Below are 17,144 nucleotides of genomic sequence, written 5' to 3' on the forward strand. Positions count from 1 at the left end.
ATCCTCCTTTCGGAATAGGATATTCAGTGCTGAAATGATTGGTGAAGTAAACCCGTTTAGCTCCGTAAAATTTTCTCCATGGCTTTTCCTTTTGCAAGTTCGTCAATCAGTTTATCTAAATAGCGAATTTCCCGCATCAATGGTTCTTCAATTTCCTCCACCCGCACTCCGCAAATAACGCCTTTAATAAGAGAACGGTTCGGATTTAATTGGGGAGCTTCTGCAAAAAACGTTTCAAAATCCGCTTCTTTTTCTAGTTGCGCCTCCAACTCTTCTTGGCTATATCCCGTTAGCCAACGAATAATTTCATCCACTTCCTCTTTAGTGCGTCCTTTTTTCTCCGCTTTCTGAACATATAGAGGATACACTCCAGAAAATTTCATCTTATATATTCGATTGTTTCTCATCATAAATCTCCTTTTCTTAACAAATCATTCCTATTAAATACCCAAAAAATGTAAGAGTTATTCCACCTATGTAGGTAATAATTATGTACAAAAGGAAATTCTTTTTATTCTTTAAATAAAGCTGAGTGAGTTCTAATTTCATCGTGGAGAAAGTGGTAAATGCCCCTAAAAAACCTGTCCCAAAAAGTAAAGCAATCATTTCATTTACTTTTGCCCCGACGATCATCCCCAATAAGAACGATCCTAGCAGATTTACGGTCAACGTTCCAAAGGGAAAAGACACTTTCTTATTGAATGCTTTACTCATGGCAAAACGGGAAACGGCTCCTGCAAAGCCTCCGATTCCTACGAACAAAAAATTGATCCACATTTTATTTCCCCCCCTTAAATCCCAAGCGGCTCATGAACAATCCGCCCACTAGGCTTGCCAAAATATAAACTACGCCTACTAAAATATGTTGATTCTCAAAAAGTTGAATCGTTTCGACACTAAGTGTGGAAAAGGTTGTGAATGAACCAACAAAACCGGTGCTAATGGCGATCGCAACGCTTGGAGATATAGAGATTCTTTTAAATAATGAAGTCGAAAGCCATGCCAATAAAAAACTGCCTGCAAGATTAGTAATAAGTGTGGCCCATGGAAATAAACTCCCCGTCAACAATGTTATTCCAATAAAATATCTCAACATGGCACCACACGCCCCTGCCATGCCCACATATAGATAAACCATTTGATTTCCTCCTTCTCATGAAAAAAACCCCTGCTGAAGACATGGGCGTTCCATATCACCAGCAGGAGTCATCAGCACCTATCGGCGGTTAAAGGTGAACTCCATCACCTATTGTACGGAATTGGTAATTCACTTATAACATGATGGAATTTAATTTTCAACTATTTATGTAGGATAAATTTTTAATATGAGTAACTTGTGAATACTGCCTTATCTGATGTGGATACAACCTCGTTTGGTGCGTTTACTTATTCCTTTAGTTCGGATACTACCTCAATTGGTTCAGTTGCTCCTCCCTTCAGTTCATATACTGCCTCATTTGGCCCCACTTGGCAAAGATACTCCTTCTTACTCCCCCTTAGTTCATAAACTCTCCCCTTTGGTACCGGTCTAACGAATCCGCTGAATTTGTCTTTTCCCTCATTTCAGAATAAAATGATTAAGAATCTTCATAAAACTCTACTATTCTCACAAAAGGAGTGCGAAATATGAAAGCACAAGTGATACAAGCTTTTGGCAATCCATCCGTTTTTCAAATTCAAGAAATTCCTGCACCTGAAGTCATTCCAGGCCACGTTCTTATTGAAGTGAAAGCGACAAGCGTCAACCCAATTGATACAAAAGTGCGTTCTGGTTTCGTGAAAGGGGTTGCACCAGATTTTCCAGCAGTTTTACATGGAGATGTAGCTGGAATTGTACGGGCAGTTGGAGAGGGAGTGACAAAATTTCAAGTAGGGGATGAAGTATACGGCTGTGCCGGCGGATTTAAAGGAATGGCAGGCGGGGCATTGGCGGAATATATGCTGGCCGATGCAGATTTACTGGCCTATAAACCTAAAAATCTAACAATGGAAGAAGCCGCCGCTTTACCGCTCGTTGCGATTACCGCTTGGGAAGCAATGTTCACTCGCGGCAACTTGACTTCTGGACAAAATATCCTAATTCATGCTGCAGCTGGCGGTGTGGGCCATGTGGCAATTCAATTAGCTAAATGGGCTGGAGCAACAGTTTATACAACCGCCTCTTCCAAAGAAAAGCTAGAAATCGGCCGACGCCTTGGTGCAGACGTAACAATCAATTACCTTGAAGAAAGCGTTCAAGAGTATTTACAAAAATATACAAATGGTAAAGGGTTTGAAATCGTATTTGATACAGTTGGTGGAGAAAATTTAGACCGTTCCTTTGAAGCAGCTGCGCCCCTTGGAACCGTGCTTGCCATTGCTGCCCGTTCAACCCATGACTTGACGCTGCTACATTCAAAAGGATTGACTCTTCATGTCATATTTATGTTATTAAAAATGTTGGAGAAAGAAATGAGAAAGGAATATGGACAAATTTTAGAAAAAGTTACAAACATCGTTGAGGAAGGCAAACTCCGCCCGCTTCTAGATTCAAACATCTTTACTTTTGATGAAATCTCCAAAGCCCATGAACATTTAGAATCTGGAAAAGCCATTGGTAAAGTCGTTTTAGTTAATAAATGGTAAATAAACGCTCACAATCGTTGTTGAAGCAACGGTTTGTGAGCGTTTATTTATTTTAAATTTAATACTTTTCTTTCACTTTAAAAATGATTTGCTTCATGCGCTTGGGCATCTGCTTTTGTCCGATGAATCGTACCGTGTGGATGATGCGGCGGTGCATAAATGGAATATAATTTTAACGGGCCTTTTCCAGTATTCACTACATTATGCCATGTTCCAGCAGGTACCATAATAGCAGAATCTTCTTTCACTTTTCTACGATAATTCAAATTGTTTGGAGTTCTCCCCATCTCGACAATACCTTCACCTTGTTCAATGCGCAAAAATTGATCCGTATGTGGATGAATTTCTAAACCTATATCTTCTCCTGGCTGAAGGCTCATCAATGTGACTTGCAAATAATTTCCAGTCCATAAAGCTGTACGGTATGTTTTGTTTTGCTCTGCAGCCTCTTCAATATTTACCACAAAAGGTGCAGGGCCGCGGTCTTGTGTTGATGAATGCTCAAAATATGGATGAATCCACTGATTATTTCCGTTTGGATGCGTCCATTGATTATAAAAATTTGGATCAGTATACATATTTTCAACAGGTCGATTCATATAATAGTTTGGATAATAAGGAGAGCCAAATGGGTAGGGATTATGAAAAAAGTACATTGTCACATCCTTCCATTTTCTTATTATAAACATCTATTCTAGATATTATGAAAATTCACTTCCATCCCCTAGGCATTCTTCACAGTTTCTTAAAATTCCCTTCATTAAAACCAAATACCTTCACATTAGCGTGTTAGCAAGAAAACAATCAAATTACTTCAAAGTAAAAATATTGGGGGAATACATGAAAAAAATTAGAACAACACTTTTGTTAATTTTTGGTATATTGCTGTTACTCGTTATAGCCAGTTTCATTTTTTCAAACACTATCAATTCTATTCATTCAAACGAACAACAAATCAATCAGTACAAAGAAAGTTTATTCAATAACTACAACAATTTGATTAAATCCCAAACGGAAAGTGCAGTTAAACTTCTTGAATATGTTTATTTAGTAGAGGGGGATCTAAAGGGATTAGATACCCTTTTTTGTTTCCCATTCCTTCTATTAAACGAAAAAACTTTTGATTATCTTAAAATAAAAACTTCTTATCATCTAAAACAAAAGACATCAAACGGAATAAAATAATAGCATAATTCATCTTTTGATTGACTCTGCTAAGAAACTATCATTAGAATTGTACTAATATTAAAAATTCCCATAATACGGTATAAGAAGGGAGATGATGTCATGTTTCAATTGCCAACTGTGCAGTTTACAGAGGAGCAGGAAGCCTTTCGTTTAGAAGTGCGAAATTTCCTGCAAGCGCATATTACAAAAGGAACATTCACCCCTGCCATCGATTCTTGGTTAAGCGGCGTGGATCCCTCCTTTTCCAAGCTTATTGGAGAAAAGGGCTGGATTGGACTGACTTGGCCAAAAAAATACGGAGGTCAAGAACGAAGCACCCTTGACCGATATATTTTAACAGAAGAATTTTTAGCTGCTGGTGCACCAGTGGCAGCTCACTGGTTTGCAGACCGCCAGACAGGGCCTTTGCTTCTTCGTTATGGAACGGAAGAACAAAAACAATTTTTCCTGCCAAAAATTGCAAAGGGAGAATGCTATTTTGCCATTGGATTAAGTGAACCAAACAGCGGTTCCGATTTGGCGTCCATCCGCACGAAAGCCGAAAAAGTCGAAGGTGGTTGGATTGTGAATGGCCAGAAAATCTGGACAAGCAATGCCCACGTCTGCCATTATATGGTGGCGCTTGTCCGTACAAGCCCATACGATGAGAAAAAGAAACACTCGGGATTAAGCCAGCTGATTATCGATTTGAATGCTGAAGGGGTAACCATCGTTCCTATTAAATTTTTATCGGGCGAATATCATTTTAACGAAGTCTTTTTTGATAATGTGTTTGTACCGGACAATATGGTCGTTGGAGAAACTGGAAACGGATGGGAGCAGGGATTGGCGGAACTTGCCTTTGAACGAAGCGGACCGGAACGCATTTTGAGCACATACCTCTTGCTGGAAGAATTGATAAAAGAATTAAAGCATCAAAAAAATAAAGACGGGTTAAAGCAAGCAACGAAGCTTCTTGCCCAATTATGGGCGCTGAGAAATTTATCTATTGGCGTTGCGAAATTATTGGAATCCGGCAATGCTGAGGATGTCGCCATTCCTGCCTCTTTAGTCAAAGCAATCGGTACAAAGTTTGAACAAAGCATTCCTGAAATTGCACGGTTGTTAGTTGAAACTTATCCAAACCTTGAGGCAAAAAGAAAATTCGACCGCTATATGGCACAGGCAATCTTGCATGCACCAAGCTTTACGATTAGAGGGGGCACAACGGAAATTCTTTATGGCATGGTGGCGAAAGGGATGGTAGAAAAATGAGCGAAATGAAAGAAATGATTTTAGATGCAGCTGGACGCATGTTGAAAGAAAACATCTCCAAAGATGTTGTGGATTTGTTGGAACGGGATGATTGGGCAAGGGGCATTTGGGCTTTATTTGAAGAAACCGGCATGTTTAACGTTGCCATTTCTGAAAAACACGGAGGAGCTGGAGGCGATTTAGAAGATTTATTGCATATTGTGAGATTGACTGGAAAATACGCCGCCCCAATGCCATATGCAGAATCCACTTTTGCAAATTTTCTCCTTGAAGCAACGAATCAGGCAATTGTCAAAAACATTGCAACTTACTCTTTAAAAGAAGGATTCCATTTACAAAATGACCTTATTTCCGGTTCATTGCACAATGTTCGATGGGCAAGACATGCTGATTATTTAGTTGCCCGTGTCGACAGCTTTCAAGGAACACAAATTGCCTTGATTGACTTGCAAAAGGCAACCATTGAACATAGCAATAATTTAGCCAGCGAGCCGCGGGATACAATTATTTTGGATAAGGTAAAACCGATTTCCATCGCTCCTCTATCCGAAGAACAATTATTTTATACCCTTTCTATTGAAACCGCCTTCAAAATTGCATTAATGACAGGCGCTATTGAAAGAATTTATGAAATCACGGTTCAATATTCCAAAAAAAGAGAGCAGTTTGGCCGTCCTATTCACCGCTTCCAATTAGTGCAGCAGCATCTCGCCCAGTTAGCCGGGGAAACAGCTATTGCCATCACTGCCTTTCATAATGTTTGTGCTGCAATTCAATCAAAGGATTTCTTGCATGAAATTGCTTTTGCCCGCATCCGCATAGAAGACGCCATCACGACTATTACATCTGTTGCCCATCAAATTCATGCAGCCATAGGGATGACCCATGAGTATACATTGCATCAATATACGCGTCGTTTATGGTCTTGGCGAGATGAAGGAAGGAACAGTCCATTTTGGAGCAACTACATTGCCGATTATTTACTGAAGCATGATGTGGATTTATGGGCATATCTTACAAAAACCATAGGAAAAAAATAAGGGAGAGATTCCATGCCGGACTTGCTGTTTGAAGTGGATAACCATATTGCAACCATTACTTTGAACCGACCGGAAAGTTACAACGCCTTCAGCGAAGAAATGATTATGAAATGGATTGAAGCATTTGAAACGGTGCGGGATGATGATTCCATACGAGTGGTCATTGTAAAAGGAAACGGCAAAGCCTTTTGTGCAGGTGGGGACATTAAGGCCATGCAAGCAGGCGAAGGATTTTATCGAAGCAAAGAGGATATCACTTCCACAGGACTCGCTCGAAAAAATTCATTATGGAAGAAAATTCAACGGATTCCATTGCTTCTTGAGGAAATTGATAAACCAGTCATTGCCCAAATTCACGGTTTTGCCATGGGGGCAGGGTTAGATATGGCGCTTATGTGCGATATCCGGATAGCCGCAAAATCCGCAAAGGTTTCTGAAAGCTATATTAATGTAGCGATCGTGCCAGGGGATGGAGGGGCTTATTACTTGCCGAAACTCGTTGGCATCGACAAGGCGCTGGATTTGTTATGGACGGCACGGATGCTTACCGCTGCGGAGGCAAAAGAAATAGGGCTTGTTACTTTTGTAGTTGAAGATGAGGAATTGGATTCATTTACCCGCTCCTATGCTGAAAAATTAGCAAACGGGCCTCAAACCGCAATTCGTTTTATAAAACGGGCCGTTTATCAAAGTCAGAAAATGGACTTGCGCTCTGCCCTTGATTATATTTCCTCTCAAATGGCCATCGTGACGGAATTGGATGATTTTAAAGAAGGCGTCGATGCAGTAGTTAATAAAAGGAAACCTAAATATCAATAACAATTTAGATGCTCCCTATCAGTAACTTGGTAGGGAGCATTTTCGTGAAAATGGGAAGGTATTCTTACAAAGTAGGGATGTGGTTGTATCTGCACGAAATATTGCCTCATCCGCACGAATTAAGGAGGTAAGCGCACCAAATGTTTCTTCATCCGCACGAATTAGGAAGGTAAGCGCACCAAATGTTGCCTCATCCGCACGAATTAGCACTTTATCCGCACCAATCCTTCCCCCATTTCCTTCTTTAAAAACTGCACATTCTCCTTATGGCACTTTTTCAAACTTCTTGGATATGGATATTGTGCAATCAAATGCTCATGTTCTGCATTGGACTGGATGGCTTTTTTCAAACTGATGATATAAAGAAGACTATCATTTTTCCTTTTTATGATTTCCTCTCTGCTGCAAGCTGCATGTCCATGCCCCGGAATCATGATATTCATTCGATGATTTGCCAAAATGGTTTCCGTTTTTTCCAAAGTATTTATGTAATCCTTTGAACTTGAATAAATAAACGGGAATTCAATATTGGATAAATAATCCCCTGCAATCCAAATCCCAAGAGGCTCTACAATGGCAAATATGCCATCATCCGTATGGCCTTTCGCTTCATAAAAAGTGAGCAATGTATTGCCAATTTTCAGCTGCTGTCCATCCTTCTCCACAGCTATATCCACTTTCGGATAAATTAATGGTGTTTTGCGATCGATATAATATTCATCATCAAAGGCTTTCACTTGTTCAATCATGTCATCTGGATTTTTCTCTTCGAAGGCGGTACTGGCAATGACCATCGCTTCTGGAAACGCCCCAGCCCCCACTATATGATCCCAATCCGAATGGGTAATAATGAGATAGATTGGACGATTTCCTTTAATGCTCATGACATACTCCCGAATTTGATCCACTTCAAAAGGAAGCAAACACGGATCAACGACGATCATGCAATCTTCCGTTTGGATGACGGAGGAGGTGGTTTTATAAAGTTGGCTTTCGAATACGGTGAGGTGATCATCTTTGTATTGGATCATGGTTTTCTCCTCATTGCATTGTCTACTTATTCTCTATTGTAATCACAAAACAAATAAAATCACACCTCCCTGCAAAATAAAATGAAGAATTACAGAGGAGGTGCTTTCCACAAGAAAAAGGAGAACTGAATTTCCCCTTTTTCCAATAAATCTATTTTATTTTAAGAAGTCCGGATCAAGGTATTTCGGATTTGGATAGTCATAGAATCCTTTGCCGTTTTGGACACCTAAGCGTCCTTTATCAAGGAATTCTTTTTTCAAATATTCGGCGATTTTCTCCGCTTCCTTGTCTCCTGCTTTTGCTCTGGCAAGGCACAAATTGTAAGGAGTGTTAATGCCAATCACATCCAGAATCGCAAATGGACCTTGAGGGGCACCCGTTGCAATCATCCATGTTTTATCCACTGTATAAGGATCGGCAATTCCATTTACCACTAATTTTTGCGCAGCATCCAAGAACGGAACGAGCAAGGAATTTAAAATGTAACCTGGCTGTTCTTTATACAATGGCAGTGGAACCATGCCAATGGCTTTGGCAAATTCAATGATTTCTTCAAATACTTTTTCGTCTGTGCCTTCATGTTTCATAATTTCGGCTGTATTGTGCTTCCAAATTTCATTGGCAAAATGCAAATTCAAAAATTTTTCAGGTCTTCCGGAAATGTCAGCAAATTGGCTTGGCAACATCGTAGAAGAATTGGAAGCGAAGATGGTCTTTTCATCCGCCACTTCAGAAAGTTTTTTATAAAAGTCTGCTTTAATATCGTACACTTCCGGCACCGCTTCAATGACAAGGTCCGATCCTTTCACCGCTTTTTCTAAATCTGTATAGAAAGTTAAGTTATTGTAGGCTTTTTCCACATCTTCCTGAGTAGCCCCTAAATCTTTCTTATATGCTTCTTGCCATGCGCGAATTTTTTCTTTTGCTTTCACTAAAGCTTCGTCACTAATGTCATAAAGATTGACCGGAAATCCCGAAAACGCTGTCTGAAATGCAATTTGGCTTCCTAATACTCCTCCGCCAGCTACTGTCACTTGTTTAATGTTCATAAGTATGCCTCCGTTTCTTAAGGAATCTACTATTATTTTACACCTATAATTTTTTGAAAAATATGGTTAGTAGATAAGGTTCATAAAATGTATAAACTTCAAGGTTTTTCACAAAAAATGCTTTCTGAAAAAATTTTAAACATAAAGTATAGGTAACAATTCCTCCATAAAAAAAACTTCATTCTGCCAAGCAGAACAAAGTCTCTTCTTTTCAATATCCTTATTGTGCGCAACGCATCGTTGAAATATTCCGCAAAGTTCTGCGCAATTCTCTTCCTTTTTGGAAAATCCTTTTTAACAAAATATAAGTTTGGTAAGTAGCCTGAACATCTAAAAATTCTTTGGCTGTATGCTCATTGCCATATCCTACTGAAAGATTTACGCTTTCAATGCCATGGCTTGCCCAAACGACCGTGTCACTGCTTCCGCCTTCCCTGCAAGCCCATCCGACTAAGCCGATTTCTTTCGTGACTTGTTCAAAAAATAATCCATATTGCGAATTACAGAATGGGATGATTCCTCCGGAAGAAGTTACAATATCAGAATTTCCACGCCGATCTAAAACAATCGCTGCATCAACACCCCACAAGAAATATTCGTCGACATGCCGAGCCCCAACCAATCCGATTTCTTCTTCCACGGTAAAAATAAATTTTACTTTTCCACAAAAATCAGATTGATTCAGATGTTTTGCAATCATTACTATTAACGCTACGCCTGCCCGGTCATCCGCTCCTAAAATTCCCTCGCTGGAAGTCCAAATCGTTCCGTTCTTTTGAATCGTTCTACCAGGTTCTATTTCACAAACCGTATCTAAATGAGCATTTAAAAGAATGGTTGGTCCATTGCCGTTTCCGTATGTCTTTTCTGCCAACAAATTGCCGTAGTGGTCAACCGAGATGTAATCCACATACGGTTTCATTTTTTCTCGCACCACTTTGCGAATAACATCCTCTTCCCCGCTTGAGCCCGGAATTGAAAGGCATTGTTCAATTTCTTGATTTAATAATTGTCGCTCAATATATTCAATTCCTTGCTCCAACCATTCTGAATGTAGATTGCTTAACTGTTCAGCCAAGTCTAAAAGTTGAGAGCGTTTGATGCGAAGGGATAATTTATAATGGTTTCGCATTTCATAATAAGACACGCGAGGAATGCCAAATAGCCGCAAAATGCTTGTTAGCAGGTCGATGTCAATATCTTTCATCAAACAAATAATAGGAAATCTTCTGTCATGGCCGTCACATGACAAGGTTGTAGAAAACCCCAAACGGTTTAATTGACGGACAGTTCCCATCATATATAAATCCAAATGACAAATTTCCAGTTCGTCGTATTCCGGGTTGAAGTAATAAGATGGGTCTCTTCGTTCTTTTGCCGCCTTTTCAACTGCTCTTATCCAATTGGATTCATCCATCAATTCTTGAACAATCATTAATTCCCGATTTTTTAAAACATACTGTACATCCGCTTTTTCTAAACAGGCTTGCAAAAATTGAAGATTTTCTTCCGTTTCCTTTTTGCAATCAAATGTATTTTTCCCTTGTTCCTCTAAAATCCAGCCGCTTCTTGTGAATAATTGATTCCAAGTTTTCAACATCATCACCACTCCTTTGCTTTGATGTATTTATGATATAAAAAGGAGGGTGACAGACCTGTCATTCTTTCAAAAAGAAATCCTCATCTGTACGGTGGATGATAAGATAGTCTATTTCATCAGCAAAGTAGTATCCCGCCTGTTTATTCTGAATCATCCCAATTGGGAAATGAATGTTTTCCAATTTTTCTTTCAGTCTTTGAATCGCTTTTGTAAATGTATTATTTTTCAATTCGAAATTTGGATTTTTTCTAGTAAATATATCTGCCACATCAAATTTAGTGATTGGATGCTTTTCTGTTCCATATATCAAAAGATATCGAAGCAGCTCTGCTTGTTGATTGGTCAGTTTCACGTATTCGCCATTGAAAATTGCTGCAATTTCCCTGTCGCCAAAATAGCAAATTAACATGCCCGCAGTATCTTGCAAGTTTTCTGCCTCTTCCTTTGTGCAATAGCGTTTTCCTTCTTTTGAAACAACGGTATAAGCATTTTGCGTTAAATATTCTTCATTATTAGAAGCAATTATTTCATAGAATGGTGAAATTTCATAATTTGGAAGTTGATGGAAGGGTTTATTTTTTATGTTCATGATGGAATCTTGGGCATTTTTCGCGATGAATAGCGCACTGTTCGTCAAATACAAATGGGCATAGTAATGTTGAATCTCATTTAACTGATAATCTGGCTCAACTTCCCCTTCATTTAATTGAATAGCCTTTTCAAAATGCTGTAAGGCTTGCACATAATCCTTTCTTTTATACGCTAAAAATCCTAAACGGTAATGAGCAATAGGAATATGTGGCTCTTCCTTTAGAGCTAAATGAAAGTAACGTTCTGCTTCCTTTTCTGATTTTTCCACAGAGCTTTTCATATAAGTTCCAAACCAAATTAAATGCTTAATAAACCGTTTAGTTATGTACGGTTCCAAATGTCGATATTCTTTATTTCTTCTTATTTTTTTCAGCAGTATTTTATATAAATGATGCAACCGGTTATTCGCCCCTGGTTCATCCTCTGCTCTTTTCTCCAATAGCACTTGTTCAATATCAAGTAAATCTTCAATAGAGTGGTTCTCAAATTCTCTGAACAACATTATCCATTCCCTTCAAAACAGGATTGTGTCAGTTCTTTAAGGTAATAAGTAGTTTCCAAAAGATAATTGACTAGGAAAATTCCCCCTAATAAAATAATACTATATCTTTTACAGTTCATGTATTTTGATAGATGTCTATTATAAAGAAAAGGGATTCAACGACTTAAAAGAATCCACTGGCAAAACTGTAAAAGGCGTTGTCAATTCGGTAAAATACACTGTCCATAATGCTTCTACTACTTATCAGGGAATTGTAAGTGGAGACAAGACTCAAACAATACAAGGTTTAAAAAATATAGGAAAAGTCGCAGCGGTTTCTACCCTTGCCATTGGAGTTGTTGTTTTATTGGATGGTGCTGATCTAGCAGAGGCGCAAGAAATCGATACCATCAACGATCATTTAAATGGCACGGAGCATCCAGAAACTGGGGTGCCTTTTGAAGATAAAACGGTGGAACTGCCTGATGGTGAAGTGAAGGAAGGGGTCTTCCCGATTTTTGAATCCAAATTTAGTGTGGAACTTCCGGAAGATTACTATCTGGAAAGCGATGATGTGCATTTTAGCATCGCCAATTACACATTGTATCAAGCCATTTTGGACAATCCAAGCTTAGCCAATGACTTGCACCTTTCCCAGTCCGATATTGAAATGTTTGCTAATGGTGAAACTCCAGATGGTTATGTCTGGCATCATAACGAAGAACCCGGTGTTTTGCAGCTAGTGGATGAAGACATACATAACCATACGGCTCATACCGGCGGGCGATTTTTATGGGGCGGCGGAAGTGAAAATCGTTAACCGTGACAAAGCGTTCTTTAAATTAGCAATACAAACCTTCTCGAGTCCTTCAAATTGTTCGAACCATATTTTATAATTTTTTAGAAAACATATCCTAAACAGAAGGTGTCTGCAATGGTATTAAAAATTTCAAACTCCGAAAACAAACGCCTTTACAAACCCTTTCGGAAAACGATTATGGAATACAATATGATTGAAGAAGGAGATCGAGTGGCGGTTGGCTTATCTGGGGGAAAGGACAGCTCCACTTTGCTTTATCTTCTCACACTGCTCAAGCAACAGGCTCCTTTCCAATTTGATATTGTTCCTGTTACCTTGACGCTCGGCTTTGAAGGAATGGATCTATCGCCGCTAAAAAACTATGTGGAAAGCCTCGGACATGAGCTGCATATTAAAGAAACCAACATCAGCCAAATCGTGTTTGACATCCGCCGGGAAAAAAACCCTTGTTCCTTATGTGCCAACTTGCGCAGGGGAATTTTATATGATTACGCAAAATCCCTTGGCTGCAATCTAGTTGCTTACGGCCACCATTTAGATGACGGCATTGAAACCTTTTTTATAAATCTTCTGTTTGGAGGAAAATTGGGCGTGTTTAAACCGGTATCCTATATGAGCCGTTTGGACATTACATTGATTCGCCCGATGATTGCCATTGAAGAGCAATCCATCATTCAATTCGTCAAAGCGAAAGAAATCCCTATTATACATAACCCTTGCCCTGCGGATAAAAACACGAAGCGGGAAGAGATGAAAGAACTCGTCAAAGCGTTAAGCGAAAAATACCCAAACGTGCGCCAAAACTTTTTGCATGCTGTGAAAAATGTGGATGAAGCGGATTTTTGGAATGTGGAAAAATAGGGGCTGTCCGAAAAGTAGTATTTAATCCCGAAATCTAAAAAAAGCAAACCCAAAGAATGCTGTAAAATCAACATTCTTTGGGTTTTAATTTTGGCGGATTTTCAACTAAAATGGACTTTTTAGACAGCCCCTTTCCTTTATTTCTTTAAAACTTCAATAAAACTATTCAGTTTATCCAATGAAGTGATATTTTGATTACATTTTACGCTGTTTTTGCAAATATAATTTCCTCTATTGACATAAGATTCTTTTCCGCTTTTCACATTTGCGACAAATAGACCGATTTCTTCCAATCTATTGCATATAGAACATATGCCTTTATGTGACTCTTTAAAAGTTCCTTCGATTCCCATCAATTTGCCGTCATATTCGACTACAAGAAACTTTCTTCCTAATCCGACATCATTCCAGCCTAAATAGGAAATTTCCCTGCAATCCATTTCTACTAATGGAGGAACTTTTAATTTCCCTATTTTTGGAAAGAGTTTTCTTATTGCATTTTCCGTGAGATTCGCAAACGGAATAACATATTGTTTCAATTCATGAAGAAAATGCTTTGCTTGTGTTTCCTCTTCAATGTCGATGATTTTATATAATCGTTCACTTTGTTCTTCATTTAAATCGGGGAACAAGTTTTGAATCTTATCGAATGCATATAATTTCAAAGCATCCAGCGTTTCTTTGTCTTTAACCGATAAATGTGCTGAAATAATGTTTTTTAGTTCAAATTTAATAAAATTGAATTGATCATTTCGAATAAAAGGTTTTAAATTCATTTCTGTATTTTTGTTTTCCATTCCTGACAGCTCCTTTTCTTATTATTTAAAGAATTTTTGCAAAGCTGTTTCAGAAATGGGATCATTCAGTTCATAGGCGATTTATTTAAAATCCACCCATGCAAAGTATCGCCATTTCAGTAACAGACTTTGCATGGGAAGCTCCAATTTCTGGCGGATAAATCTTCATATCTGCCATTTGCTATCACCTCCAATCAATCATATTATACAATACTTTGAAGGATTTTTTTATGAAGTTCAGAATATATGGTTTTTAGAAAATATACGTCACATCACACTATCCTTCTTTTTCTCCCTAATAGAAACCTAGAAATTAGGTTGCTATAGAGAGCTGATATAATTAATGCGCCATCATTTCTTCCGCAATTTCTTCTCCGCTTAATGAGAGAAATAGTATGTTGGCCAATTTTCCAATTCTTTTAACAATGTTGCATGATCTGCATCCCCAAAGTAAATATGGAAATGATGTGATTTGGTTGGATAAATATTGTGATCACTGAATTGAACATGTTTTGGAACCCCTTCTTCACCGTCTACCAAATCAAATAAGTAACGAACACCTCTATTTCCAGCTTCATATGTCAGTATTTCGTAACCATGATATTTATATTTTCCTGTTTTCCCCTCCCCATTTCGATAAAATGTTATTGTATCATCCTTTATGACAATTCGTTCAACGTCTGTTTCATAGCCGATTTTATAATATTCTTTGTATTCTTCAAAAGTCTTGTCTTTCTTTGTTTCCGCTTTTTTCTTCAAAACCTCGTCCAAGGTTCCATCCAATAAATAAGGATAAACAGATTGCCAATCTCCTTCCCAGTCCGACAATTCCCTGTCTTCCACTTCATCATCTTCAAAAATTCCGGAGTAAATTTCTTTCTGTTTTTCAGCATTGTGACCATATTCATGATTGTGTTCATGGCTCTCTGTAAATTCAGTTTGCGAAGAAGTCGTCGTTTCTGAAGAAGCATTTTCATTTTCTTGACAGCCCGCGAGAATCATTCCTAATAAAACCATTGTTGTTGCAAATTGCTTTTTCATTAATATAACCCCTCTTTTTCTATATTGTTTTATAAATAGTAATGATTACTATTTACACCTTAACGAATATACTATGTTTTCATTCATTAGTCAATATAAATCGTAACGATTACTATTTGTTTTTTTCTTGCAGCTCATAAATAAGTGATATTATCTATCCAAAATAAAAAAAGAGTCCTCATTTTAATGAGAACCCTTGTCCCTAAAGCCTTTTCCCTATTTTCAATGCCGATGGTGGGAGTCGAACCCACACTCCTTTTGGGAACACGATTTTGAGTCGTGCGCGTCTGCCAATTCCGCCACATCGGCATAATAATAAAACATCAAAACAATGCTTATTTGATTTGGAGGCGGCTACCGGATTCGAACCGGTGATAAGGGTGTTGCAGACCCGTGCCTTACCACTTGGCTAAGCCGCCAAAAATATGGAGCGGAAGACGGGACTCGAACCCGCGACCCCCACCTTGGCAAGGTGGTGTTCTACCACTGAACTACTTCCGCATTCTCAAATGGCTGGGGTACCAGGATTCGAACCTGGGCATGACGGAATCAAAATCCGTTGCCTTACCGCTTGGCTATACCCCAATAATACTGTATTAACAAAATAAACAGAATTATATTCGTTCTAAATCCTTTTTATTAATTTATGGGGCGACTGATGGGAATCGAACCCACGAATGCCGGAGCCACAATCCGGTGCGTTAACCACTTCGCCACAGTCGCCAAAATACTATATTTTATTGATTGGCAGGGGCAGTAGGAATCGAACCCACACTGAAGGTTTTGGAGACCTTTGTTCTACCATTAAACTATGCCCCTGTTATCATAAATGGTGGAGGGGGGCGGATTCGAACCGCCGAACCCAAAGGGAACGGATTTACAGTCCGTCGCGTTTAGCCACTTCGCTACCCCTCCGGAATTATGGTGCCGGCGAAAGGAATCGAACCCTCAACCTACTGATTACAAGTCAGTTGCTCTACCAATTGAGCTACACCGGCATCATTAATTTATATGGTGGGTTGGGGCGGAATCGAACCGCCGACACGAGGATTTTCAGTCCTCTGCTCTACCGACTGAGCTACCGACCCATCTTTTATGGCGGTCCCGACGGGACTCGAACCCGCGATCTCCTGCGTGACAGGCAGGCATGTTAACCACTACACTACGGGACCACTCTTTGGTTGCGGGGGCAGGATTTGAACCTGCGACCTCCGGGTTATGAGCCCGACGAGCTACCAGACTGCTCTACCCCGCGATAATAATATACATTATCAATAGTATGGAGGATGACGGGATCGAACCGCCGACCCTCTGCTTGTAAGGCAGATGCTCTCCCAGCTGAGCTAATCCTCCAATTGGTGACCCCTACGGGATTCGAACCCGTGTTACCGCCGTGAAAGGGCGGTGTCTTAACCACTTGACCAAGGGGCCATTCCTTAATTATGGCGGAGAGTAAGGGATTTGAACCCTTGAGACAGGTTATCCCCGTCTACACGATTTCCAATCGTGCTCCTTCAGCCACTCGGACAACTCTCCAAGAAGCATGGCTCCGAAGGTAGGATTCGAACCTACGACCAATCGGTTAACAGCCGATTGCTCTACCACTGAGCTACTTCGGAATAATTTTATTGGTAAGCCTAGCAACGTCCTACTCTCGCAGGGGGAAGCCCCCGACTACCATCGGCGCTGAAGAGCTTAACTTCCGTGTTCGGTATGGGAACGGGTGTGACCTCTTCGCCATCGTCACTAGGCTTATTTCTTACCGAAAGACAAATATTATTATAACACATTTTATTATTTTTACAAGCATCAATTTATATTTTTTTATATTTTTTGATGTTTGAGAGTTGTTCTCTCAAAACTGGATAACGACATTGAAAGGATATTGGTTAAGTCCTCGATCGATTAGTATCCGTCAGCTCCACACGTCACCGTGCTTCCACCTC

At 39.4% G+C, this 17,144-nt stretch carries 16 protein-coding genes, 15 tRNA genes, 1 rRNA gene, 1 pseudogene and 1 riboswitch; of the genes and pseudogenes, 7 read left to right on the top strand and 26 right to left on the bottom strand.

Annotated features, from left to right (window positions below; all coding sequences use genetic code 11):
- Positions 1-56: 56 nt before the first annotated feature.
- From DKZ56_RS14510 to crcB, 3 genes are read right to left on the bottom strand one after another with little or no spacing between them, the layout of a single operon-like run.
- Positions 57-407 carry a DUF2200 domain-containing protein gene (locus DKZ56_RS14510; protein ID WP_208650604.1) on the bottom strand — a complete coding sequence of 117 codons (351 nt, stop codon included), beginning with the start codon at positions 405-407 and terminating at the stop codon, positions 57-59.
- A 16-nt stretch (positions 408-423) separates the two neighbouring features.
- The gene (locus tag DKZ56_RS14515; RefSeq protein WP_208650605.1) at positions 424-777 is read right to left on the bottom strand and encodes a fluoride efflux transporter FluC; all 354 of its coding nucleotides are present in this window, start codon (positions 775-777) and stop codon (positions 424-426) included.
- Position 778: 1 nt separating this feature from the next.
- On the bottom strand, positions 779-1,138 hold the full coding sequence (gene crcB / locus DKZ56_RS14520) for a fluoride efflux transporter CrcB (RefSeq protein ID WP_208650606.1): 360 nt from the start codon (positions 1,136-1,138) through the stop codon (positions 779-781).
- 55 nt (positions 1,139-1,193) lie between these two features.
- A riboswitch (Fluoride riboswitch) is annotated at positions 1,194-1,256 on the bottom strand.
- Positions 1,257-1,626: 370 nt separating this feature from the next.
- Between crcB and DKZ56_RS14525 the strand changes: the two genes are divergently transcribed.
- Positions 1,627-2,625, top strand: a complete 999-nt coding sequence (locus DKZ56_RS14525; protein ID WP_208650607.1) for a zinc-dependent alcohol dehydrogenase family protein — start codon at positions 1,627-1,629, stop codon at positions 2,623-2,625.
- A gap of 77 nt (positions 2,626-2,702) precedes the next feature.
- Here DKZ56_RS14525 and DKZ56_RS14530 read toward each other — a convergent pair whose 3' ends face one another.
- A complete protein-coding gene (locus DKZ56_RS14530) occupies positions 2,703-3,281 on the bottom strand; it encodes a cupin domain-containing protein (RefSeq protein WP_208650608.1) in 579 nt (192 codons plus the stop codon).
- Positions 3,282-3,465: 184 nt separating this feature from the next.
- Here DKZ56_RS14530 and DKZ56_RS14535 point away from each other — a divergent pair, with 184 nt between their 5' ends.
- The 4 genes from DKZ56_RS14535 (at position 3,466) to DKZ56_RS14550 (ending at position 6,926) form a co-directional block, all read left to right on the top strand.
- Positions 3,466-3,810, top strand: a complete 345-nt coding sequence (locus DKZ56_RS14535) for a hypothetical protein (RefSeq protein ID WP_208650609.1) — start codon at positions 3,466-3,468, stop codon at positions 3,808-3,810.
- A 102-nt stretch (positions 3,811-3,912) separates the two neighbouring features.
- A complete protein-coding gene (locus tag DKZ56_RS14540) occupies positions 3,913-5,067 on the top strand; it encodes an acyl-CoA dehydrogenase family protein (protein WP_208650610.1) in 1,155 nt (384 codons plus the stop codon).
- Positions 5,064-6,107 carry an acyl-CoA dehydrogenase family protein gene (locus DKZ56_RS14545; protein ID WP_208650611.1) on the top strand — a complete coding sequence of 348 codons (1,044 nt, stop codon included), beginning with the start codon at positions 5,064-5,066 and terminating at the stop codon, positions 6,105-6,107. Before DKZ56_RS14540 ends, DKZ56_RS14545 begins: the two co-directional genes overlap by 4 nt.
- A 12-nt stretch (positions 6,108-6,119) precedes the next feature.
- Positions 6,120-6,926 carry an enoyl-CoA hydratase/isomerase family protein gene (locus DKZ56_RS14550; protein WP_208650612.1) on the top strand — a complete coding sequence of 269 codons (807 nt, stop codon included), beginning with the start codon at positions 6,120-6,122 and terminating at the stop codon, positions 6,924-6,926.
- A gap of 203 nt (positions 6,927-7,129) precedes the next feature.
- Here the strand turns inward: DKZ56_RS14550 and DKZ56_RS14555 are convergent, their stop codons facing one another.
- From DKZ56_RS14555 to DKZ56_RS14570, 4 genes are all read right to left on the bottom strand, one after another.
- Positions 7,130-7,957, bottom strand: coding sequence for an MBL fold metallo-hydrolase (locus DKZ56_RS14555; RefSeq protein ID WP_208650613.1), 828 nt, complete (start codon positions 7,955-7,957; stop codon positions 7,130-7,132).
- 156 nt (positions 7,958-8,113) lie between these two features.
- The gene (locus DKZ56_RS14560; protein ID WP_208650614.1) at positions 8,114-9,007 is read right to left on the bottom strand and encodes a 3-hydroxyacyl-CoA dehydrogenase; all 894 of its coding nucleotides are present in this window, start codon (positions 9,005-9,007) and stop codon (positions 8,114-8,116) included.
- Positions 9,008-9,227: 220 nt separating this feature from the next.
- Positions 9,228-10,607 carry a M20/M25/M40 family metallo-hydrolase gene (locus DKZ56_RS14565; RefSeq protein ID WP_245989511.1) on the bottom strand — a complete coding sequence of 460 codons (1,380 nt, stop codon included), beginning with the start codon at positions 10,605-10,607 and terminating at the stop codon, positions 9,228-9,230.
- Between the two features lie 58 nt (positions 10,608-10,665).
- Positions 10,666-11,700 carry a tetratricopeptide repeat protein gene (locus DKZ56_RS14570; RefSeq protein ID WP_208650615.1) on the bottom strand — a complete coding sequence of 345 codons (1,035 nt, stop codon included), beginning with the start codon at positions 11,698-11,700 and terminating at the stop codon, positions 10,666-10,668.
- A gap of 124 nt (positions 11,701-11,824) precedes the next feature.
- On the opposite strand from DKZ56_RS14570, the gene DKZ56_RS14575 reads away from it, so the two are divergent.
- Positions 11,825-12,499: an HNH endonuclease gene (locus DKZ56_RS14575; protein ID WP_208650616.1), complete on the top strand. Its 675-nt coding sequence runs from the start codon at positions 11,825-11,827 to the stop codon at positions 12,497-12,499.
- Between the two features lie 114 nt (positions 12,500-12,613).
- The gene (locus tag DKZ56_RS14580; RefSeq protein ID WP_208650617.1) at positions 12,614-13,360 is read left to right on the top strand and encodes a PP-loop family protein; all 747 of its coding nucleotides are present in this window, start codon (positions 12,614-12,616) and stop codon (positions 13,358-13,360) included.
- A 137-nt stretch (positions 13,361-13,497) separates the two neighbouring features.
- Here the strand turns inward: DKZ56_RS14580 and DKZ56_RS14585 are convergent, their stop codons facing one another.
- The 18 genes and pseudogenes from DKZ56_RS14585 to rrf all read right to left on the bottom strand — a co-directional run bounded on the left by DKZ56_RS14585 (position 13,498) and on the right by rrf (position 16,949).
- A complete protein-coding gene (locus DKZ56_RS14585; RefSeq protein ID WP_208650618.1) occupies positions 13,498-14,157 on the bottom strand; it encodes a FusB/FusC family EF-G-binding protein in 660 nt (219 codons plus the stop codon).
- Between the two features lie 340 nt (positions 14,158-14,497).
- Positions 14,498-15,198 (bottom strand): annotated as a pseudogene (locus tag DKZ56_RS14590) (metal-binding protein ZinT).
- A gap of 226 nt (positions 15,199-15,424) precedes the next feature.
- Positions 15,425-15,507: transfer RNA gene (locus DKZ56_RS14595), tRNA-Leu, on the bottom strand.
- 36 nt (positions 15,508-15,543) lie between these two features.
- Positions 15,544-15,617 (bottom strand) — tRNA-Cys (locus DKZ56_RS14600).
- A gap of 7 nt (positions 15,618-15,624) precedes the next feature.
- Positions 15,625-15,699: transfer RNA gene (locus DKZ56_RS14605), tRNA-Gly, on the bottom strand.
- Between the two features lie 9 nt (positions 15,700-15,708).
- Positions 15,709-15,783 (bottom strand) — tRNA-Gln (locus DKZ56_RS14610).
- Between the two features lie 62 nt (positions 15,784-15,845).
- Positions 15,846-15,921: transfer RNA gene (locus DKZ56_RS14615), tRNA-His, on the bottom strand.
- Positions 15,922-15,943: 22 nt separating this feature from the next.
- A tRNA-Trp gene (locus DKZ56_RS14620) sits at positions 15,944-16,017 on the bottom strand.
- 11 nt (positions 16,018-16,028) lie between these two features.
- Positions 16,029-16,113, bottom strand: a tRNA-Tyr gene (locus DKZ56_RS14625).
- Positions 16,114-16,120: 7 nt separating this feature from the next.
- A tRNA-Thr gene (locus DKZ56_RS14630) sits at positions 16,121-16,196 on the bottom strand.
- A gap of 14 nt (positions 16,197-16,210) precedes the next feature.
- Positions 16,211-16,286: transfer RNA gene (locus DKZ56_RS14635), tRNA-Phe, on the bottom strand.
- 8 nt (positions 16,287-16,294) lie between these two features.
- A tRNA-Asp gene (locus tag DKZ56_RS14640) sits at positions 16,295-16,370 on the bottom strand.
- Positions 16,371-16,376: 6 nt separating this feature from the next.
- Positions 16,377-16,453: transfer RNA gene (locus DKZ56_RS14645), tRNA-Met, on the bottom strand.
- 25 nt (positions 16,454-16,478) lie between these two features.
- Positions 16,479-16,551: transfer RNA gene (locus tag DKZ56_RS14650), tRNA-Val, on the bottom strand.
- 3 nt (positions 16,552-16,554) lie between these two features.
- Positions 16,555-16,629, bottom strand: a tRNA-Glu gene (locus DKZ56_RS14655).
- A gap of 12 nt (positions 16,630-16,641) precedes the next feature.
- Positions 16,642-16,734, bottom strand: a tRNA-Ser gene (locus DKZ56_RS14660).
- Between the two features lie 8 nt (positions 16,735-16,742).
- Positions 16,743-16,817: transfer RNA gene (locus DKZ56_RS14665), tRNA-Asn, on the bottom strand.
- Between the two features lie 16 nt (positions 16,818-16,833).
- Positions 16,834-16,949 (bottom strand): 5S ribosomal RNA (gene rrf / locus DKZ56_RS14670).
- Positions 16,950-17,144 lie beyond the last annotated feature (195 nt).

The sequence above is a fragment of the Ureibacillus thermophilus genome (assembly GCF_004331915.1).
Lineage (GTDB): Bacteria > Bacillota > Bacilli > Bacillales_A > Planococcaceae > Ureibacillus > Ureibacillus thermophilus.